General features: G+C 43.6%; 20 protein-coding genes and 1 riboswitch. Of the genes, 5 read left to right on the top strand and 15 right to left on the bottom strand.

The features are described from left to right. Positions 1–322: 322 nt before the first annotated feature. The 3 genes from GGR02_RS15435 to GGR02_RS15425 form a co-directional block, all read right to left on the bottom strand. Complete coding sequence (locus GGR02_RS15435) at positions 323–634, bottom strand: AzlD domain-containing protein (protein WP_183185871.1); 312 nt, start codon at positions 632–634, stop codon at positions 323–325. Then, positions 624–1,319, bottom strand: a complete 696-nt coding sequence (locus GGR02_RS15430; RefSeq protein WP_183185870.1) for an AzlC family ABC transporter permease — start codon at positions 1,317–1,319, stop codon at positions 624–626. The genes GGR02_RS15435 and GGR02_RS15430 overlap by 11 nt, the downstream gene beginning before the upstream one ends. A 101-nt stretch (positions 1,320–1,420) precedes the next feature. Continuing rightward, positions 1,421–1,798, bottom strand: a complete 378-nt coding sequence (locus tag GGR02_RS15425; RefSeq protein WP_183185869.1) for an aminotransferase class I/II-fold pyridoxal phosphate-dependent enzyme — start codon at positions 1,796–1,798, stop codon at positions 1,421–1,423. A 47-nt stretch (positions 1,799–1,845) separates the two neighbouring features. On the opposite strand from GGR02_RS15425, the gene GGR02_RS15420 reads away from it, so the two are divergent. Together GGR02_RS15420 and GGR02_RS15415 are read left to right on the top strand one after the other, a co-directional pair. Beyond that, on the top strand, positions 1,846–2,376 hold the full coding sequence (locus GGR02_RS15420; RefSeq protein ID WP_183185868.1) for a helix-turn-helix domain-containing protein: 531 nt from the start codon (positions 1,846–1,848) through the stop codon (positions 2,374–2,376). Positions 2,377–2,393: 17 nt separating this feature from the next. Beyond that, a complete protein-coding gene (locus GGR02_RS15415; RefSeq protein ID WP_183185867.1) occupies positions 2,394–2,906 on the top strand; it encodes an IS630 family transposase in 513 nt (170 codons plus the stop codon). 216 nt (positions 2,907–3,122) lie between these two features. On the opposite strand, the gene GGR02_RS15410 is transcribed toward GGR02_RS15415, so the two are convergent. Continuing rightward, a complete protein-coding gene (locus tag GGR02_RS15410) occupies positions 3,123–3,809 on the bottom strand; it encodes a response regulator transcription factor (protein WP_183185866.1) in 687 nt (228 codons plus the stop codon). Between the two features lie 530 nt (positions 3,810–4,339). Here GGR02_RS15410 and GGR02_RS15405 point away from each other — a divergent pair. Further along, the gene (locus GGR02_RS15405) at positions 4,340–4,909 is read left to right on the top strand and encodes a Uma2 family endonuclease (RefSeq protein ID WP_183185865.1); all 570 of its coding nucleotides are present in this window, start codon (positions 4,340–4,342) and stop codon (positions 4,907–4,909) included. Positions 4,910–4,925: 16 nt separating this feature from the next. Here the strand turns inward: GGR02_RS15405 and gatB are convergent, their stop codons facing one another. Genes gatB through gatC form a run of 3 tightly spaced genes read right to left on the bottom strand, consistent with a single transcriptional unit; the run spans position 4,926 to position 8,131 of the window. After that, positions 4,926–6,356: an Asp-tRNA(Asn)/Glu-tRNA(Gln) amidotransferase subunit GatB gene (gene gatB / locus GGR02_RS15400; protein WP_183185864.1), complete on the bottom strand. Its 1,431-nt coding sequence runs from the start codon at positions 6,354–6,356 to the stop codon at positions 4,926–4,928. A gap of 14 nt (positions 6,357–6,370) precedes the next feature. Further along, positions 6,371–7,828, bottom strand: a complete 1,458-nt coding sequence (gatA, locus tag GGR02_RS15395; protein WP_183185863.1) for an Asp-tRNA(Asn)/Glu-tRNA(Gln) amidotransferase subunit GatA — start codon at positions 7,826–7,828, stop codon at positions 6,371–6,373. Between the two features lie 12 nt (positions 7,829–7,840). Continuing rightward, positions 7,841–8,131, bottom strand: coding sequence for an Asp-tRNA(Asn)/Glu-tRNA(Gln) amidotransferase subunit GatC (gene gatC, locus GGR02_RS15390; protein WP_183185862.1), 291 nt, complete (start codon positions 8,129–8,131; stop codon positions 7,841–7,843). 132 nt (positions 8,132–8,263) lie between these two features. Continuing rightward, a riboswitch (purine riboswitch) is annotated at positions 8,264–8,365 on the top strand. On the opposite strand from gatC, the gene ade reads away from it, so the two are divergent. Together ade and GGR02_RS15380 are read left to right on the top strand one after the other, a co-directional pair. Then, positions 8,352–10,103, top strand: coding sequence for an adenine deaminase (ade, locus tag GGR02_RS15385; protein WP_183185861.1), 1,752 nt, complete (start codon positions 8,352–8,354; stop codon positions 10,101–10,103). (Overlaps the previous riboswitch by 14 nt.) Before the next feature lie 42 nt (positions 10,104–10,145). Then, positions 10,146–10,694, top strand: coding sequence for a hypothetical protein (locus GGR02_RS15380; protein ID WP_183185860.1), 549 nt, complete (start codon positions 10,146–10,148; stop codon positions 10,692–10,694). Between the two features lie 123 nt (positions 10,695–10,817). On the opposite strand, the gene GGR02_RS15375 is transcribed toward GGR02_RS15380, so the two are convergent. From GGR02_RS15375 to GGR02_RS15340, 8 genes are all read right to left on the bottom strand, one after another. Next, positions 10,818–11,135, bottom strand: coding sequence for a hypothetical protein (locus GGR02_RS15375; RefSeq protein WP_183185859.1), 318 nt, complete (start codon positions 11,133–11,135; stop codon positions 10,818–10,820). A gap of 11 nt (positions 11,136–11,146) precedes the next feature. Continuing rightward, on the bottom strand, positions 11,147–11,878 hold the full coding sequence (locus GGR02_RS15370) for an HI0074 family nucleotidyltransferase substrate-binding subunit (RefSeq protein WP_183185872.1): 732 nt from the start codon (positions 11,876–11,878) through the stop codon (positions 11,147–11,149). 135 nt (positions 11,879–12,013) lie between these two features. After that, a complete protein-coding gene (gene pruA / locus GGR02_RS15365; RefSeq protein WP_183185858.1) occupies positions 12,014–13,561 on the bottom strand; it encodes an L-glutamate gamma-semialdehyde dehydrogenase in 1,548 nt (515 codons plus the stop codon). A gap of 88 nt (positions 13,562–13,649) precedes the next feature. Further along, positions 13,650–14,813: a CamS family sex pheromone protein gene (locus GGR02_RS15360; protein ID WP_183185857.1), complete on the bottom strand. Its 1,164-nt coding sequence runs from the start codon at positions 14,811–14,813 to the stop codon at positions 13,650–13,652. Continuing rightward, the gene (gene ligA, locus GGR02_RS15355; protein WP_183185856.1) at positions 14,810–16,813 is read right to left on the bottom strand and encodes an NAD-dependent DNA ligase LigA; all 2,004 of its coding nucleotides are present in this window, start codon (positions 16,811–16,813) and stop codon (positions 14,810–14,812) included. The genes GGR02_RS15360 and ligA overlap by 4 nt, the downstream gene beginning before the upstream one ends. Positions 16,814–16,825: 12 nt before the next feature. Beyond that, positions 16,826–18,991, bottom strand: coding sequence for a DNA helicase PcrA (pcrA, locus tag GGR02_RS15350; RefSeq protein ID WP_183185855.1), 2,166 nt, complete (start codon positions 18,989–18,991; stop codon positions 16,826–16,828). A gap of 51 nt (positions 18,992–19,042) precedes the next feature. Further along, entirely contained in the window at positions 19,043–19,732 is a 690-nt protein-coding gene (gene pcrB, locus GGR02_RS15345; protein WP_183185854.1) for a heptaprenylglyceryl phosphate synthase, read from the bottom strand. A 91-nt stretch (positions 19,733–19,823) separates the two neighbouring features. Then, positions 19,824–20,132 carry a YerC/YecD family TrpR-related protein gene (locus GGR02_RS15340; RefSeq protein ID WP_183185853.1) on the bottom strand — a complete coding sequence of 103 codons (309 nt, stop codon included), beginning with the start codon at positions 20,130–20,132 and terminating at the stop codon, positions 19,824–19,826. Between the last annotated feature and the right edge of the window lie 8 nt (positions 20,133–20,140).

Raw genomic sequence — 20,140 nt, 5'->3', positions numbered from 1 at the left:
CAAATTTGGGAGTGTGGTATGCTTGTGCATAGAGAGCACCTCCTAGGTTTGTTTGTGTAGCTACTTACATTCTACAGGAAAGGTGCTCTTTTTTCCATGCTTTTTATGGATATTATTGGTTAATCAACACGCCTGCAAAATTTTATACTTTCCTATCTTACAAAAAAACCGCTCATCCGCCGTCAAACAGCGTGAGCGGTAACAGTACGAAACATCTCTACATTTCTTGCGAGCTCCCGCTCATGTCACAAATCTCCGAACCCTCTCGCATATTGGATGTTCCTAGGTAATCCCCTCCTGCGAGAGGAAGTTCACCAAGCTATTAGAGATTCCGAATTAATAACCCGGAGACTATACCTACAATAACGGATGGTAAAAAAGATTTGGAAATCTTGATTGTTAAAGCTGTAACGAGACCTCCAATAATGATTGGAAACGAAATTTGTATTTGTGAATCTTTAGAAATAAACAATTGTGAGACGACTAATGCAGAAAGTATTCCGGCAGGAACGTAGTTGAAATACAGACGCAAGGTGGAACTAGTCTTACGTCCTTTCATGACCTCGATTCCAATAATCCGTGATATATAAGTTGTTACCGCCAGAAGCCCAATCAATATCCAGTTAGTCCACATTTTTATTCTTCTCCTTCAAATAAATCCCTACTAGGGGTGCCAAAACACCGGCTACCAAAATATTCAAAGGCGTTCCCGGGAATAACACTGTGAGTATAACCGTTATAACTGCACCCGTTAAGGCTGTTGCAATGATGGGTTTCTCCGTAAGATTAGGTACAAGTAGCGCGACAAAAGTAATTGGAAATGCTAGATCCAACCCCCATTTTTGAGGATCGATTATCTGGTTACCAATAATTGCCCCAATCAATGATGAACTTACCCACGCGATATAGAAAGTTCCTGCAACCGTTGCAAAATAAATTGGATCCGGGCCATACTGTTTAAACCTCGATATCCCTAAAACAAACGGCTCATCTGAAACACCAAAAGAAAGCAACCATCTCCAACGTTTTGCCGGAGCTATACCTTCTGCCAAAGCGGCACCATATAATAGGTTTCGTAAGTTTAACAAAGTAGCTGTGACTAGTATACTTAAAATACCGGCCCCTCCGGTAATCATCGCCACTGTTACCATCTGTACCGAACCAGAAAATACCAATAAAGACATTAACACCGTACCTAACAATCCGAATCCGGCCTGTATTCCTAGCACTCCATAAGACAATCCGTAGGCCGCAATGGCAATCGCGAGCGGTAATGCTTCAGAAATGCCTGTTCTAATTGTTTTAATCGTCATATTCATTTTAGGGCTCCTTCAATACTATGTCATTATTATTTCGTAGCAATTCCAACAAACAAATTTAACGAGCGAACGAATCGTTCAATACCGATGATCATTTTTTCCTAGGAGGTATGAGTGAAATTCATACGAATTGTATTGAGCCGAGGTGCCTCCACAAAAAATTCTCGTCCAGGAACAAATGCTACGCCTTCTTGCAGTGAACGATTCAGGAGAACCTCTGCATCGAGACCTTCAGGAAAATCTATCCATAGAAACATTCCTCCTTTTGGTTCATTCCAGTGTAATCCTACCCTATTTTGTTCTTGCAGTAACTCAATCATCAATCGCATTCGTTGTTGATATACTTGTCTAATTTTCATTATATGACTATCTATATCGAAAAAATTTAGGAATTGGTATAAGGCTTGTTGGTCAAGCGAACTGGAATGTATATACATGCACTTTAAAGTAATGACTTCTGTATGAACACCTTTTTCCATGGTTATACTGCTCCTAAATACCCACGTATAAAAGGAGCGGAAATGACATGAAACGTCTTAAAATTACAAATGATCACGGTTGGACACCTCGAACCCTTCGGAAACAAGAACGGAAAATCAAAGATGCTTCGCTTCGCGCTCGGGTGACTGCCGTTCGTCTCGTCATGGAAGGGTATCTTGGCAAAGACGTCGCAAAAATGATCCATTTATGCCGTCAATCGGTTGCCCTCTATGTCTCACGCTTTAACGAAGGGGGACTCGATCGTTTACTCGATCGCCGCTTACCACCCGGTCGTATGCCGTTTCTTACGGAAGAACAACAACAAGAAATTAGACAACTCGTCTTAACCACCACCCCTGTGGAGGTCGGTTGGGGCATTGCTTCGTCATGGAACACACGCCTGTTGCAATCTTACATCCAACATACCTATGGCGTTTCGATGTCACGTGAAGGCATTCGTAAGTTATTGCATCGTCTTCGCTTGTCATGGACACGTCCGACTTATAAGCTTGTGAAAGGGAATCCAGAACATCAAGCTGCTTTTCAAAAGGAACTCGAATTTATAAAAAAAAACTAATCACCGAGAACGTCACCATGTTTTTTGTGGACGAAACACATGTTCGCGCGTATCAAGCGCTTCGTACGACATGGGCAGAAGTAGGTCATCAAAAACAAGTGCCAAGCTACGGTCACCACGCCCACGTTTCTATTTTTGGCGCAGTCGACGTTCAACAAGGCGATGTTGTATTTCATCGCGCATCATCCGCCAATGCCGAAACGTTCCTTGACTTTTTGCGCCTGTTGAAAGAGAAATATTCGGATCGATTTATCGTGCTTGTGTTGGACAATGCGCGTATTCATCATGCCAACATGGTGCAAGCTTTCCTTCAAAGGGAAGAAGGCACCGCCTTTCACTTTATCTTTTTGCCACCGTATTCTCCACAGTTAACCCCCATTGAACGGTTATGGAAGTGGCTGAAAGAGGAAGTCATCGCCAACGTCTTGCATAAAGACCAAAACGATATTGCCCAGTCGATTACTCGTTTTGAACAATACGTCTTACAGCACCCAGATGAGGTGTTACGCCGCATCGGGTGTGCTACGTGAACCAGAGGTTAAAATTTTAATTTGGATGTATATACTTCGAGAGAACTGGCAGAAGTGCGCAAGAACGACGTACTTCACGATTGATCTTTTTCATAAAATTACCCCCTTTCAGAATAGTTCGGCACGCGTGCTACCTGGATTTTATAATCCATTTTATGATATGTAAATAGATGGGTTCTAAGATAACCCTTAGATTTTTATAAGGGAAAATTCGGGCTATTCTCCCTTTGTAATTTCTTGTGTACAGATTCCATATCCGTAGCCTCGCCGATGAGTAAGGACAACAGGATGACTGGGATCTTCTTCGATTTTTTCCCTCAGATTTTTAATATGAAAATATAGAGAGGAGTGTCCTGTAAGGTCGATATAGTCAATCAATTCATCGGCCGTAAATCTGCGCCCGCTATTCTTGGCTAGTAAATACAGCAGTTTAAATTCGGTTCCGGATAACGGTATGCATTTCTGATTCCGCCAAACGCAGAGTCCTCCCACGTCAAAGATCACACCAGGAATCAATTGTACCAACTCCCGATCCACTGTTACCTGATTTTCCTTTTCTTCCTCTTTTCGGATGAAATAAAGATACTTGAAAAAAACCGAAAATGGCTTGGCTAATTCAAGGGTTGCCTGTTGCCGCAAAAGCACAGACTGGACATCCGTTTCGTTAGAACTTAATAATAAAACAGGAACGCATGACGATTGCACCAATTGGTTCCAGTCTGCAATTTCTTCGGATGTGGGCTTTGGCATATCTATAATGACTGCTATACAATCCTGCTTGTGGAGAGCTTCTTCAACCAATTGGCGATCCGTAACGTGCCGCATATTTATTTTCTCTGCTTCCAATAGTAGTTTGATCAATGACGCCTGATTGTAACTCCTAGAATATAACACAACTTCCACATTCCTCTCCTCCCTCATGGAAATATCAGATAGTTTGTAACATTTTCCGTTTTATTGACCAGTCGAAATTTGTCTAGATTGTACCAACATACCATTGTCAAAGTACGTCGAATTCTATCGAATATGTAAAAATTTGCGGCACTATGGACAGTTTAGAGCTGGTACGGCGTCCGATATGGCGTGCCATAGCGATATAGTGGCCGGATGGTGGTGGTGCGCCAAGTTGGTACAAGGATTTGTTTCATATCCGCTTATGGATGCCGAAAAAAACATCGCTTTGGAGGACATTTTCACAATCATATTGTGCCCCGTCATGGTCAAGTCCGGATTTTTGTGTAAATTCTTTTTGGATTGGAGTGTCTCTGTCCATGCCTTTGCCTAGGCTGAATGGAACGCTGTCTAAACCGAATATATCCAGAGAATCGGAATATCAAAAAAATCTCCCACAAACTCTTGAATCAAACTGGCACTCGCCGCCTTTTTTCTTTAAAGAAATACGATAAAATGAAAGTATAAGGAGGGAACCAATATTGCCAAATGAAAAACGTCTTTGGACATATGCAGATTACGCAAACTTGCATGAGGAAAAACGATATGAGGGAATTGACGGTGCCCTATTTATGACTCCTTCACCTACACCAAGACACCAACGTATTGTTACAGCTTTGTCAGCACATTTTTTCGACTTTCTACAACACTCCTCGTGTGAAGTGTTTGTCGCACCAATCGATGTATGTTTATTCGCAACAAAAGATACTCCTCTTCATGACATTAAAGATTGGTACATTCCCGATTTAATCGTTGTTTGCGACAATCAAAAAATTGGCGATGAACGAATTTATGGAGCGCCTGATCTTATCATAGAAATTCTTTCTCCATCTACCGCCAAACACGACCGCATTACGAAATTTCACAGCTACGAGCGAGCTGGCGTCAAAGAATACTGGATTGTTGATCCGATTCATGAAACAGTCGAAAGATATGGGTTGCAAGATAAAAAGTTTCACCAAGTGCAGATGCACTATAAAGATGAAACGATTTGCCCTTATATCTTTCCAAACTGCCTCATTGCGTTGCCAAAAGTATTTACCCCCATGTAATACATGGGGGTAGTAATTACCTTTTATTTATTTCTTCAAGCAACAGCTTGTTCACAAGCGGTGGGTTTGCTTGTCCTTTTGTCGCTTTCATAATTTGACCGACTAAGAAGCCAATTGCACGGTCTTTTCCGTTTTTAAAGTCTTCAATCGATTGCGGATTCGCATCGAGCACTTCTAATACAATGTTACGCAACGTTGCCTCGTCAGAAATTTGCACAAGCCCTTGTTCTTTGACGATTTGCTCTGGATCGCCGCCTTTTTCCACAAGTTCTTTAAAGATTTTCTTCGCAATTTTTGACGAAATCGTGCCGTTTTGAATAAGTTTAATCATGCCCGCTAAACTCTCCGGCGTTAACGCGATGTCGTGCAGTTCTTTTTGTTCTGCGTTTAAATAAGCAGATACTTCAACCATCAGCCAGTTCGATGCAAGCTTCGGATCCGCACCGTTCGCAACCGTTGCTTCGAAAAAGTCCGCCATTTCTTTTGTGAGCGTTAATACTTTTGCGTCATATGCTGGCAAGCCAAGCTCTTCGACATACCGTTTTTGGCGCGCATCCGGAAGCTCTGGAATCGACGCGCGAACGCGTTCTTTCCACTCATCATCAATATAAAGCATCACTAAATCTGGTTCTGGGAAGTAACGATAGTCTTCCGAACCTTCTTTTGTGCGCATTAAAATCGTTGTTTTTGTCGCTTCATCAAAACGGCGCGTTTCTTGCTGGATGACGCCGCCAGACAACAAAATTTTCTCTTGGCGCTTCGCTTCGTACTCCAATCCTTGGCGAACGAAGTTAAACGAGTTTAAGTTTTTCAATTCCGTTTTTGTGCCGAACTTGTCCGACCCGATTGGACGAAGGGAAATGTTCGCGTCACAACGAAGCGAACCTTCTTCCATTTTACAATCCGATACGCCTGTATATTGAATAATTGACTTTAATTTTTCTAAATACGCATACGCTTCCTCCGGCGAACGAATATCTGGCTCCGATACGATTTCAATGAGCGGTGTGCCTTGGCGGTTAAAGTCAACTAACGAATAGCCGTCACCTGTATGTGTCAGTTTCCCCGCATCTTCTTCTAAATGAATGCGCGTAATGCCGATTTTTTTCTTTTTGCCGTTCACTTCAATTTCAATCCAGCCGTTTTGTCCAATCGGTTGGTCGTACTGTGAAATTTGGTACGCTTTCGGGTTGTCCGGATAAAAATAATTTTTTCGGTCAAATTTTGTTTCTGTCGCGATTTCGCAGTTTAATGCCATCGCCGCTTTCATCGCATATTCGACCGCTTGTTTGTTCAGCACCGGAAGAACGCCTGGATACCCTAAATCAATAACGCTCGTTTGCGTGTTTGGGGGCGCTCCGAATGCGTTTGGGCTACTGGAGAAAATTTTCGATTTCGTTTTCAACTCCACATGCACTTCAAGTCCGATGACAATTTCAAAATTCATCCCTCATTCCCCCCTTACAACGTTGGTTTTTGTTTATGATAGTCTGTTGCTTGCTCGAACGCATGAGCAACGCGGTAAATCGTGCTTTCGTCGAAATGTTTGCCGATAATTTGCAAACCAACCGGAAGCCCATTGACAAATCCGCACGGAATCGAAATGCCTGGAACACCGGCAAGGTTGACTGGAATTGTTAAAATGTCGTTTGCGTACATCGTTAATGGATCGCTTGTTTTCTCGCCGATTTTAAACGCTGGCGTTGGCGTCGTCGGTCCGATAATGACGTCGTATTTTTCAAAGACGTTTTCAAAATCTTGTTTAATGAGCGTCCGCACTTTTTGCGCTTTTTTGTAGTACGCATCATAGTAGCCAGAGCTTAACGCAAACGTTCCGAGCATAATGCGGCGTTTCACTTCGTTGCCGAACCCTTCGCTGCGCGTTTGTTTATACATGTCAATTAAGTTTTTCGCATTGTCTGTCCGATAGCCGTAACGCACACCGTCAAAGCGCGCAAGGTTTGCCGATGCCTCAGAAGACGCTAATAAGTAGTATGTTGCTAGCGCATATTTTGAATGAGGAAGCGATACTTCTTCCCACGTTGCGCCAAGGCTTTCTAACACTTTTAGCGCCTGAAGGACAGATTGGCGCACTTCTTCTGATACCCCTTCGCTTAAATATTCTTTCGGTACGGCAATTTTTAGCCCTTGGATGTCGCCTGTTAAGGCAGAAACGTAGTCAGGTACATCGACATTGGCAGAAGTAGAGTCCATCGGGTCTACACCAGAAATGACTTGTAGTAAATACGCGTTATCTTCCACGTTGCGCGTAATTGGACCAATTTGGTCAAGCGAGGACGCAAACGCAACAAGCCCATAGCGCGATACACGACCATACGTCGGCTTTAACCCAACAACACCGCAAAACGCTGCTGGTTGGCGAATCGAACCGCCCGTGTCTGACCCGAGCGCAAACGGCACTTCGCCTGCCGCCACCGCCGCCGCTGAACCGCCGCTTGAACCACCTGGTACACGCTCTAAATCCCACGGATTGCGCGTTAGTTGAAATCCAGAGTTTTCTGTCGAAGACCCCATCGCAAACTCATCCATATTTAATTTACCAATCGTTACTGCATCAGCTTGGTTTAAACGCTCTACAACCGTTGCATCGTAAATCGGGTCGAAGTTGTACAAAATTTTGCTGGCACACGTTGTGCGTAGCCCTTTTGTCACAATGTTATCTTTAATGCCAATTGGCATCCCAAAAAGCAGTCCAAATTCCTTTTCCGTTGCTAGTTTTTCATCTAACTCTTTTGCTTTCGCGCGTGCTTGTTCTTCGTTTAACGTTAAAAACGCTTGTACTTTTTCGTCTACTTCGGCAATCCGTTTAAATGATTCATCTACTAAATCAGATACGGAAATTTCTTTCTTATGTAACATCCCATGTAATTCCGATAGTTTATAATCAAACAGTGACATCGTTTTCCCCCCTTATTCTAAAATCGCTGGTACGCGGAACTGACCGTCTTGTTGGTCTGGCGCATTTTTCAACACTTCTTCTAGCGGAAGCCCAGCAGTTGGTACATCTTCTCGCATGACGTTTTTCATGTTCAATACGTGCGACGTTGGCGGAACGTTTTCGGTGTCTAGTTCGTTTAATTGCTCCGCAAACGTAATAATCGCATCTAATTGTTTCGCAAACATTTCTGCCTCTTCTTCTGTAATCGCTAGACGCGCTAAATGCGCGACATGTTTTACTTGCTCAATAGAAATTCGTGACATTTCTTTCACCTCCGATATTGTCGACCTTTGCAATACTATGATGATACCAAACTTTCGCCGAGTGAAGCAACATTTGCCATGAATGAGCGGAAAAATGTTTGACGAAATGCTCATATAGGCATACAATGAAAAAAATTTCGTTCACAACCAACTCGTATAATTTCGGGAATATGGTCCGAAAGTATCTACCAAACGACCGTAAATCGTTTGACTACGAGGGATGCTCCTCGTATCGAGTGGAAAAAGAGGAGGAACAGCAATGAAACAGCTTGCCGTAGCTGCAAAAAAACAATTAGCCGATGTTGTCGTCAAAAACGGAAAAATTGTCAACGTCTTTACACATGAAATTGTCGAAGCAGACATTGCGATTGCCGATGGGAAAATTGTCGGCGTCGGAGAGTATGACGGGCAAACCGTCATTGACGCCAAAGGGAAATACGTCTGTCCTGGACTCATTGACGGACACGTTCACATTGAATCATCCATGGTTACACCGAGCGAATTTGCCCGCGTCGTCGTTCCGCACGGCGTCACAACCGTCATCACCGATCCGCACGAAATTGCGAACGTCTTAGGGACAAAAGGCATTGAATTTATGCTAAACGATTCGAATGACATTCCGCTTGATGTATACGTTATGTTGCCATCGTGCGTACCTGCAACCGCTTTTGAACATGCTGGCGCGACATTGCACGCCGAACATTTAGCGCCGTTTTTTTCCCATCCGCGCGTGCTTGGGCTTGCGGAAGTGATGGACTATCCGTCGCTTCTAGAAGGAAAACAACAGATGCTCGCGAAACTAACCGCCGCGATTGAAGCAAATAAACTGATCGACGGGCATTTAGCTGGTTTGGATGAAACAGCCGTGAACGTGTATCGTAGTGCAAATGTTCATACCGACCATGAATGCGTCACAGTGGACGAAGCGCTCGCTCGTGTTCAACGTGGCATGTACGTTTTAATTCGCGAAGGGTCGGTCGCAAAAGATTTGAACAAGCTACTTCCAGCTGTCAATACATATAACGCACGCCGCTTTTTATTTTGCACAGACGATAAACATATTGACGAACTTGTCAATGAAGGAAGCATTGACCATCATATTCGCCTAGCGATTCAAGCAGGCATAGAGCCGATTACAGCGATTCAAATGGCAACATTAAATGCGGCAGAATGTTATCGCCTATATACGAAAGGTGCGATCGCTCCTTGGTATGATGCCGACTTTTTACTTGTGGATGATTTACAGTCTTTTTCCATTACGCACGTCTATAAAAAAGGGGTACTCGTTGCGGAAAACGGACGAGCTACCTTTTCCGTAACGAAAGCAACTTCAATCGATCAAACGATTACCCAATCGGTTCACGCTAAAAAGGTAACGAAAGAAGATGTGCAAATTCCGTTTACACGCGGAAATCAAGCAAATGTCATCCGAATTATCCCAAACCATCTGCATACAAAACGGCTCGTTACAGAAGTACCTGTTGCAAATGGGGTTTTTCAACCATCAACTGAACACGATTTACTAAAGCTCGTTGTCGTCGAGCGTCATCGCGGTCTCGGCGTCGGCGTTGGCATCGTCAACGGCTTTCAACTGAAAAAAGGAGCGATTGCTTCATCGATTGCCCACGACTCGCATAATATCATCGCCACCGGAACGAACGATGACGATATCCTCGTTGCGATTGAACATATAAGAAATATAAACGGTGGACTTGCTGTTGTCGAAAACGGACGCGTGTTGGCATACTTGCCGCTTGAAATCGGCGGGCTCATGACAGCGAAAAGTTATGAAGAAGTATTAGAGCGGCTACAAACGATTCACGACGCTTTAACAACCATTGGAGCATCGAACGAATTTAACCCATTTATTACGCTCGCCTTTTTAGCGCTACCGGTCATTCCAGAACTCAAATTAACCGACCAAGGCTTATTTGACGTTTCATCGTTTCAATTTATGGATGTGGAAGCATAGGGGGATTTTTTATCCCCTTTTTTTGTCGAATGATGTTATAATATGGTTGTGTGCAAAGGAGGTGAGAAGATGAGCGAGCAATTATTGGAGAAAATTTTACTCGTCGTCACAGACATCCAAAAAGAGTTGCAGGACATTCGTGAAGAGCAAAAAGCCATTCGTGAGGAACAACGTGCCATCCGCGAAGAACAAATGGCTATTCGCGAAGAGCAGAAAACATTCCGCGAAGAAATAAACTCGTTGCGGGAGGAAATGAATGCATTCCGCAAAGAGCAACAGTTCATTCGCGAAGAGCAACAAGCATTAAAAAATGGACAAAAAGAGCTTTACGATCTTATGAACGCTCTTCTCCATCGTCAAGACGAAACGGATGCAAAACTGGAAGCTTTAACGATGGACGTCCATCATATGCGCGGTGAGATGACAGCAATGAAGCAAGAAATCCACGCACTAAACGAAAAAATTGACTCCCACTACGAACAATTCAACGAACGTCTTAACAACCTCCAACTTGACGTTGATTTCACCGTTCATAAAACAACGATGACGGAACGCGAACTTTTCAAAATGAGAAATCGGTTGTTTTCATAGAGAGGGCATTTCCCTCTCTATGAAATTCGATTCATATACTTCTTTCATTTATCATTCTCTCTATCAAACATAACATCACTTGCAAAAATGGATTAAATAATCCCGAACACACCTACATTGCCTCTAATGTAATCGAGCACATAGTCTTCTCCCTATATAATATCCCAGTGCTCCCATATAAATCGAGGCTACAAAAACAAAAGAAGGATAAAAAGGAAGCGACGTAATCGTTGCGATCCCCAAAACAACCACCCAATCCCATTTAAATCCCCATTTTTCATCAGCAAAAGAAACAAACGCTTCTGTTACTGCACATATAAACGGAACAGCTAGTACTACAATTGGAAAAATGGCAACAAAGAAAGAAAAAGTGCTAAGTAACGAGAGGGAAAGAGCAAACGTGACAAATGCCAGCAAAGCCTCTACTAAAAATTTTTTCACTTATTCTCCTCCTATTCTTCTAATTCAGAAACTCGTTTTTTCATCTCTACTAATAACTGATCAAATAAATGAACATAGCGCTGGCGAACATGTTCATAAATTTCCATCGCTATTTGTTCATCGTATGTATGTGATGTCCTATTTCGATCTTCTAACATTTGAATCCACGCTTCTCCATCTTGAATAAGTCCTTCTTTAAATGCTTGTTTAATCTTTTTTCGCGGACTTGTCACTTCATTGTTTCCGTTATATTCTAAGTAGCTTTTCATCCATTTCCATGCTAGTTCGTACGTAAATTCAAATCGTTGAATTGTCGCGTCAAGAACTAGGTCGTCTTTTTCCACATCACGCGTAATGCTTTGATGTAGTTTATTTAATGCTTTTTCAAAGTCAAATCGTTTATCAATAATTTTATTCATCGTCACAATTGTCTCGCCTCGTTCATTCGTTAAAAAAATTGTCTTTCCTTCGAGATCAATATACGATTTGAGTTTTTCATTGCTGATCTTTTCATAATCAATAGCATCCACCGTATAAATGATATTTGCTTCTGCTAAATCGTCTTGAATGCGGTACAGCTGGTCGTTATGGCTTCTAAACTTAATCGCAATATCGATGTCCGACGTTTCTTTATAATCGCCTCTTGCCCTTGATCCGAACAAAATCACTTTTTCAATGATGTTCGCATAATTTTGAAACACACAAATGAGGTTATAAAATGTTTGCTTTTTTAATCCGTACATGTTTGTACTCAACGCCCATCACCACCCACTTCTATATCATATGAAAGATGTTTTTCTTCATTATACCCTATCACTCTTATCTTAACGTTCATATGTGAAACCCCTCTTAGCATTTTCGCCAAGAGGGGTTTTCCATTAAAACATTTCGGATACTGTTTTTGCTTGCATATGAAGCAGTAAGTAGTCTGGTCCGCCTGCTTTCGAGTCTGTGCCGGACATATTGAACCCGCCAAATGGATGGTAACCGACGATCGCGCCTGTGCAACCGCGGTTAAAGTAAAGGTTACCGACATGGAACTCTTCACGCGCTTTTTCTAGGTTAAAGCGGTTTTTCGAAATGACGGCACCTGTTAAGCCGTATTCTGTGTTGTTCGCGATTTCCAGCGCATGGTCGAAGTCTTTCGCTTTTGTGAAAGCAACGACTGGACCGAAGATTTCCTCTTGCATGAGGCGCGCTTTCGGATCGACATCGGCAAACACCGTTGGCTGGATGAAGAAGCCTTTGGAGTCGTCTCCTTCGCCGCCTGTCATCAGCTTGCCTTCTTGCTTGCCGATTTCAATGTATTCCATAATTTTGTTGTACGCCGATTGGTCAATCACCGGTCCCATAAATGTGCTTTGTTCTTCTGGATTGCCGACTTTTAATTGCTTTGTTAACTCGACAACGCGGTTTAATACTTGGTCATACACGTCTTCAAGCGCGACAACACGCGAGCATGCCGAACATTTTTGCCCAGAGAAGCCAAAAGCGGATGCGACGATGGATTGCGCAGCTAATTCTAAATCTGCTTCTTTGTCGACCACAATTGTGTCTTTTCCGCCCATTTCTGCGATGACGCGCTTGAGCCAAAGTTGTCCTGGATGCACTTTAGCCGCACGCTCGTAAATGCGGATACCGACGTCGCGAGAACCTGTGAAGCTAATGAAGCGAGTGCGCGGATGGTCGACTAAATAATCGCCTACTTCCGCACCGCTTCCTGGGATGTAGTTTAATACACCTGCTGGAAGCCCTGCTTCTTCTAACACTTCCACGAATTTATACGCTACCACTGGCGTTGCACTTGCTGGTTTTAACAACACCGTATTTCCTGTCACAAGCGCCGCAACCGTCGTTCCTGCCATAATCGCAAACGGGAAGTTCCATGGCGAAATGACGACGCCAACGCCAAGCGGAATGTAGAAGAAACGGTTTGTTTCTCCTGGACGACTCTCCACCGGAATGCCATCTTTTAATTTCAACATTTGACGTGCATAATATTCCATAAAGTCAATTGCTTCTGCTGTATCGGCATCCGCTTCTTTCCATGGTTTTCCTGCTTCTTTCACAAGCAATGCGGAAAACTCATGTTTACGGCGACGCACAATCGCTGCGGCGCGGAACAAAATGTCTGCGCGCATTTCTGGCTTCGTTTTGCTCCACCATTTAAACGCTGCATCCGCTGCTTGCATCGCTTTTTCCGCTAAATCTTTATTCGCTTTCGCTACGCGACCAACAACCTCTGTTTTATTCGCTGGATTGATCGAAACAATTTTATCTTCTGTCATGATTCGTTCGCCGCCAATGACAAGCGGATAATCTTGACCGAGATAAGCTTGTACCGTTTTCAACCCTTCTTCAAACGCTTTTTTGTTCGTTTCTACTGTAAAATCGGTAAATGGTTCATGTTTATAAGGTTGTACCATTTATAAGCCCCCTTTGCGAAAATTAAAAACGTTTACAACCCACATTTATCATTCTAACGAATATGCTGTACTTATTCAATCGCAAGCATTACTGATAAATGTGAACAAACGGCTCATCTGCTTTCGCCGGGCGCACAATAATACTTTCTGGCCCACTGACAGAAGAAATATAAACGTTTACGTTAACATAGTCAGGAAACTTCTCCATGACTAATCCAGTTACATATTGTGTAAACGCAATCACTTCCGCTTTCCCATAAAACTGCATCGGGATCGTAATGGTTAGCTGTTGCAATTGGTCATCGACATAAAACGCTTTGCCGATGACTCCTGTATAGTTCGGGAAAAAGTCTTCGACATCAGACTTAAAGTTTAAAAATTTCATTAAATCGTCCCGATGGTTTTTTTCTGCATCATCTGAAGGAAACAGTGCATATTCTTCGTTGATTTTTGTCCAGCGATCAATTGTATCGCTCCCTTGGTCGACATTCGCCATCGCAAAAAAGTGGCCAGGGATTATCGATGTTCTTGGCTGCTGCTTAAATAACGCAATCGTAATTGGTACATTTTTTAATTCTTTTATATGCCGGACGCGCGACAACACTTCCGCAGCAATGCGCTTCCCTTCTCGTTCTATTTCCGTATCGCTTATTTCCACTTCCCGAGGGTATCCTTGCTCTGTTTGGTAATAATGGACGGAATTAAGCGCGAGACCAATGACAACTCCGCCGAGCTGCACTTTTCCGTTATCATTTTTCGTTAAATAATCATGTTCTAAAATGCTTGCTAAATAAATTGGGCTTTTTGTATTTTTTTCTTCGTTTGTTCCTTGGTCGCTTAATAGCGGATTGAGTCCGATATTATCCGCTTCGGTCATTCCTTCTTCTTTTAATTGCTCCTTCGTCATTTTGCGCATTAGCCATTTTTTAATTGTTTCTTTATCTAAATATTGCCCCTCCTGAAATAAATAATCTTTCGGGGAAAATCGCTGCTGGGCAAGGCGCATTAACCCTGTTTCAAATTCGTCGACATCTAAGCGCGTATTCAAATTTTCCACAACAAGCCCGCGCGCTTCAGATGGGGTAAACGGCAAAATCATTCGATAATACGAATCGGAAATATTGTATTTTGGAATGACTGCTGTTTGTTGTTTATTATTTTTCTCTTGCACGACTTGTTGTTCGCCAAATTTTGGTGCACACGCCGATAAGAAAAGAGTGAGTACTGCCGTTACCATCACTATTTTTTTCATGTTGTTGACACCTGCCGCTCTATTTCTTGAAGGAAGCGCGTTTCGTCCCAAACTTCAATGCCGAGCTGCTGCGCCTTCGTCAATTTCGATCCTGCATCTATCCCCGCAATGACTAAATCGGTGTTTTTGCTGACGCTGTTTGTTACATTGCCGCCAAGTTGCTCAATTTTCTCTTTCGCTTCGTTGCGCGATAATGTTTCTAGTTTTCCAGTTAGCACAATGGTTTTTCCAGCAAAAGGAGACGTGCTCGTAGCAGCGCTTTCCTTTTGCCCTTTATAGGTCATATTTACACCATACGAACGTAATTCGTCTAGTAGCTCTTTCACTTCTTGTTTGGCAAAATAAGTAACAAGCGAATCCGCCATTTTTTCGCCAATTTCATGAATAGCGGTCAGTTCTTCTTTTGTTGCCGCTTGCAGCCGTTCCATCGTTTCAAACTGTTCTGCTAAAATTTTTGCCGCTTTTGCCCCGACATGACGAATCCCAAGCCCAAACAAAAGGCGTTCTAACGAGTTTTGTTTCGATGCCTCAATTGCTTGCAGCAAATTCGTGGCGGATTTTTCCCCCATTCGCTCTAACGCTAGCAGCTGCTCTTTCGTTAACGCGTATAAATCAGCGACATCGTGAACAAGCCCTGCTTGGAACAACTGGGCAACGACTTTTTCCCCAAGCCCATCAATGTTCATCGCTTGGCGGGATACGAAATGAATTAACCCTTCACGAATTTGCGCCGGACATTTCGGGTTTAAACAGCGAAGCGCCACTTCTCCGTCTAACCGAACGAGTTCGCTATTGCATTCTGGGCAATGCGTCGGCATGAAAAACGGTTGTTCGCTTCCTGTGCGCCGTTCTGGCAACGTGCTCACGACTTCTGGAATAATGTCGCCTGCTTTTTTGACGACGACAAAATCGCCAATCATAATGCCTTTTGCGCGAATTAAATCTTCGTTATGAAGCGAGGCGCGCTGAACAACCGTTCCTGCGATGCGCACCGGCTCTAAAATGGCCGTCGGTGTCACTACGCCTGTCCGTCCTACACTTAATTCAATACCGATTAATTTCGTGACCGCTTCTTCGGCCGGGAATTTATAAGCAATCGCCCACCGCGGGCTTTTCGCTGTTGCCCCGAGCTGTTTTTGCTGCTCGAACGAATCCACTTTAATAACAATGCCGTCAATATCATAAGGAAGATGCGGACGTTTCTCTTGCCATCCGTTAACAAATTCCACTACTTCCTCCATCGTTGCACAGCGACGACGCTCTGGATTCGTTTTAAAGCCGAGCTGCTGCAAATAATCGAGCGCTTCGCTATGGGAGTGAATTCCCAATTCTTCGGCATTTACTAATGCGTACACAAACATATCTAAATGGCGGGAAGCCGCTACTTTCGGGTCTAGCTGCCGCAAAGAACCTGCTGCCGCGTTCCGTGGATTAGCAAATACTTCTTCGCCACGCGCTGCTCGCTCTTCATTTAGCCGTTCAAATGACCGCTTCGGCATATACGCCTCCCCACGCACTTCTAATGTCACCGGTTGGTTAAGCTTTAGCGGAAGTGAACGAATCGTTTTTAAATTTTCCGTAATGTCTTCTCCCGTAACACCGTCGCCGCGCGTTGCTCCTTGGATAAAGAAGCCATCTTCGTACCGCACCGAAACAGCTAGTCCGTCAATTTTTAGTTCGCACATATAGGCCACCTCGCCTACTTCTTGGCGGACACGGCGGTCAAAATCGCGCAAATCCCCTTCGTTAAACGCGTTCGCAAGGCTTAGCATCGGTACACGATGTTCGACTTTTTGAAACGCATCTAGCGCTTGTCCGCCAACGCGCTGAGAAGGAGAGTCTTTCGTTTTAAGCTCTGGATATTGCTCTTCTAGCGCAATTAGTTCTTGCATTAATCGGTCATATTCGGCGTCGGTTACCGACGGACGATCGAGTACGTAATATTCATAGTTGTATTGATTTAATAAGCGGCGTAATTCCTCTATCCGTTCCATCGCCATTTGCTTTTCACCTCACACCTTTGTAATTGGGGCAAATTGAGCCAATAGACGTTTAATACCGGTTGGACTTGGGAAAGCGACATCGAGTTCAAGGTCATCCCCTTCCCCGCGCACGCTGACAATTGTGCCCATTCCCCACTTTTTATGTTCGACTTTGTCGCCTACTTTCCAATCTTTCGTGGTAGCTGTAGCCGTTCGTGCCGTCGCCGCTTTTGGCGTCCATGCTTTTTTATGCACTTGTTCGACGAGTTCGTCCGGAATTTCCATCACAAAGCGAGACAATGGGTTTATCGTTGTTCTGCCAAACAACGTCCGCATTTGGGCGCTTGTAATAAACAGTTCTTCTTCTGCGCGTGTAATGCCAACATACGCCAAACGCCGCTCCTCCTCCATTTCTTCTTCATTGTCAATCGAGCGGCTATGCGGGAAAATCCCTTCTTCCATGCCGATTAAAAAGACGACCGGAAATTCGAGTCCTTTTGCCGAATGAAGCGTCATTAGTACAACTGCTTCGCTTTCTTTTTCCTCCGGCGCATTCAGTTGGTCGATGTCGGACACTAACGCCAAGTCCGTTAAAAAAGCGATGAGCGATTTGTCTTCATTGACATTTTCAAAATGCTTCGTTACCGATAAAAACTCGTCAATGTTTTCGAGGCGGCTTTGCGCTTCCAGCGTTTTCTCCGCACGCAACATATCGCGGTAGCCTGATTTTTCTAATACGTCTTCGACAAGCTCTGTCACCGATAAAAACTCCTGCATTTGTCCCCAATGCTCGATTTGCCGGCGAAACTCAGTAAGCGGTGCAGCAATACGCGCACTTAGCCCGATTTCTTCGAGTTCGCCAAGCGCTTGAAATAAAGAAATGCCGTTTTCGGTGGCATATCGAGAAATTTTTTCGAGCGATGAAGCACCGATGCCTCGCTTCGGCACATTAATAATTCTTGTGAAACTAATGTCATCGTTCGGATTAGCAATCAACCGCAAGTATGCCAAAAGGTCTTTAATTTCTTTTCGGTCATAGAATTTCAATCCGCCCACGATTTTGTACGGAATGTTCGCTTTCAATAACATTTCCTCGATCATCCGCGACTGGGCGTTTGTGCGATACAAAACGGCAAAATCTGCATAACAGCGTTTACCAGATTCGACATACTCTTTAATTTTGCCGACAACAAATTGTGCTTCATCTGCCTCGCTCATTGCGTCGTAATAAACAATTTTTTTTCCCTCTGGATTTTCCGTCCATAGCTTTTTCGGCTTGCGATTGTAGTTGTTTTTGATGACTTCATTCGCTGCCTGCAAAATGCGCTTCGTCGAACGATAATTTTGTTCAAGCAAAATCACTTTCGCCTTCGGATAATCGTTTTCAAACGATAAAATGTTTTGAATGTCTGCGCCACGCCAGCGATAAATCGACTGGTCTGAATCACCGACGACGCAAATATTTTGCAACTTTTCCGCCAGCATCTTCACTAGCCTGTATTGCGCTTTGTTCGTATCTTGGTACTCATCGATATGAATGTATTGAAATTTGTATTGGTAATGCTCTAGCACTTCAGGAACGCGTTCGAATAGATGAACAGTCGTCATAATTAAATCGTCAAAATCAAGGGCGTGGTTGCGAAGTAACCGCTGCTGGTACTCTGTATACACATCGCTTGCGATTTTTTCATAATAGCTTCCTATTTTTTTAGCAAATTGCTCTGGCGAAAGCAATTCATTTTTCGCACTGCTGATGGTGCCTAAAATAGCGCGTGGGTCAAATTTTTTCGGGTCAATATTTTTCTCGCTTAAAATATGTTTAATGACCGATAGCTGGTCAGTTGTATCCAAAATCGAAAAATTTCGGTTAATGCCAATACGGTCTACATCGCGGCGCAAAATGCGCACACACATCGAATGAAATGTCGAAATCCAAATGTCTTCCGCTGCTCCCCCGACAAGCGCTTGCACGCGCTCTTTCATCTCGCGAGCTGCTTTATTTGTAAATGTAATCGCCAAAATATTCCAAGGGGCTACATGTTTTTCTGCCATTAAATACGCAATGCGGTGCGTTAATACGCGCGTTTTTCCGCTTCCCGCTCCCGCCATAATTAAAAGCGGACCTTCCGTCGTCCGCACCGCCTCTTGTTGCTCTGGATTTAAATTAGCGAGGAGTTTATTTGACAAAAAACTCAACGAAATCACCACCATACAAACATTTGTTCTATTTTACTACATTTTTTCTCCTCAAACAACTTTAACCGCCTGTACGGTTGCGATCGCTCGCGATAAATCACGATACACCGCATTACCAACGACAATCGTATCCGCATATTGCGACATTTCCTTTGCTTGCTCTGGCGTCTCAATGCCTCCGCCATAAAACAGCTGCGTATGATTTAATGCTTGCTTTACTTGCTGCACCGTTTGTACGTTTCCGTACGTTCCGCTGTACTCTAAATAAAAAATTGGCAGTTTATACATATTCTCTGCAATCCGAGCATAGGCAACGACATCTTCATCGGCAAGATCCGCATTCGCTTCGGTCAACACGGCTGCTTTGCATTCTGGATTTAAAATGCAATACCCTTCCATCAAAATTTCGTCCCAATTCATGAGTTCACCAAATTGTTTCATCGCTTCGTGATGCAGCCCCATCATCCATTTCGTCTGTCGGCTATTTAACACCGTCGGGATAAAATAAAAATCAAATCCCGGTGTCACCGCCTCGACATTCGCGATTTCTAATACGCACGGAACGGAAAATCGACGAATGCGCGCCATTAATTCTAGCACGTTTTCAAGTGTCACTCCATCCGTTCCACCGACGATGACCGCATCTGTTCCAGACTCACAAACACGCTCTAGCGCCTCATCGCTAATCGCTTTATTCGGATCTAACTTAAATACGTGGCGCCACTTTCGAACATCGTACATACGAAACCCTCCATTAATTCTCTCCATCATTTCATTATAGCAAAACTCCCCTAGTTTCCGCCAAAAAAGGAGCATCCGTCAAGAATGCTCCTTATGATACATGGTTCGTTTCCTCTTTAATGCGATCAAGCGCCATTCCATACGCATCGTTTCCGTAATTTAAGCATCGTTTCACACGCGAAATCGTCGCTGTGCTCGCACCAGTTTCTGTTTCAATTTTATGGTACGTATACCCTTCACGAAGCATGCGCGCTACTTCTAATCGCTGCGCTAAGGACTGAATTTCATTGACCGTACATAAATCATCAAAAAAGCGATAACATTCTTCTAGATCGCGAAGCGACAAAATCGCCTTAAACAACTGATCCACTTCTCTTCCTCTCAGTTTATCAATTTGCATTTTTTTAC

Source organism: Anoxybacteroides voinovskiense (genome assembly GCF_014196205.1).
In the GTDB taxonomy this organism is placed as follows: domain Bacteria; phylum Bacillota; class Bacilli; order Bacillales; family Anoxybacillaceae; genus Anoxybacteroides; species Anoxybacteroides voinovskiense.
The sequence above is the reverse complement of the archived record's forward strand: the minus strand, read 5'-3'. Positions and strand labels throughout refer to the sequence as shown.

Bases quoted from the DNA above. Each gene is read 5' to 3' on its own strand.
- ligA (WP_183185856.1), bottom strand. From the start codon at position 16,813: ATGGCGATGGAACGGATAGAGGAATTACGCCGCTTATTAAATCAATAC.
- GGR02_RS15415 (WP_183185867.1), top strand. From the start codon at position 2,394: ATGTTTTTTGTGGACGAAACACATGTTCGCGCGTATCAAGCGCTTCGT.
- GGR02_RS15340 (WP_183185853.1), bottom strand. From the start codon at position 20,132: ATGCAAATTGATAAACTGAGAGGAAGAGAAGTGGATCAGTTGTTTAAG.
- pcrB (WP_183185854.1), bottom strand. From the start codon at position 19,732: ATGTACGATGTTCGAAAGTGGCGCCACGTATTTAAGTTAGATCCGAAT.
- gatC (WP_183185862.1), bottom strand. From the start codon at position 8,131: ATGTCACGAATTTCTATTGAGCAAGTAAAACATGTCGCGCATTTAGCG.
- gatA (WP_183185863.1), bottom strand. From the start codon at position 7,828: ATGTCACTGTTTGATTATAAACTATCGGAATTACATGGGATGTTACAT.
- pruA (WP_183185858.1), bottom strand. From the start codon at position 13,561: ATGGTACAACCTTATAAACATGAACCATTTACCGATTTTACAGTAGAA.
- GGR02_RS15420 (WP_183185868.1), top strand. From the start codon at position 1,846: ATGAAACGTCTTAAAATTACAAATGATCACGGTTGGACACCTCGAACC.
- GGR02_RS15370 (WP_183185872.1), bottom strand. From the start codon at position 11,878: ATGTACGGATTAAAAAAGCAAACATTTTATAACCTCATTTGTGTGTTT.
- ade (WP_183185861.1), top strand. From the start codon at position 8,352: ATGCTCCTCGTATCGAGTGGAAAAAGAGGAGGAACAGCAATGAAACAG.
- GGR02_RS15430 (WP_183185870.1), bottom strand. From the start codon at position 1,319: ATGAATATGACGATTAAAACAATTAGAACAGGCATTTCTGAAGCATTA.
- GGR02_RS15360 (WP_183185857.1), bottom strand. From the start codon at position 14,813: ATGAAAAAAATAGTGATGGTAACGGCAGTACTCACTCTTTTCTTATCG.
- GGR02_RS15435 (WP_183185871.1), bottom strand. From the start codon at position 634: ATGTGGACTAACTGGATATTGATTGGGCTTCTGGCGGTAACAACTTAT.
- GGR02_RS15425 (WP_183185869.1), bottom strand. From the start codon at position 1,798: ATGGAAAAAGGTGTTCATACAGAAGTCATTACTTTAAAGTGCATGTAT.
- GGR02_RS15380 (WP_183185860.1), top strand. From the start codon at position 10,146: ATGGTTGTGTGCAAAGGAGGTGAGAAGATGAGCGAGCAATTATTGGAG.
- gatB (WP_183185864.1), bottom strand. From the start codon at position 6,356: ATGAATTTTGAAATTGTCATCGGACTTGAAGTGCATGTGGAGTTGAAA.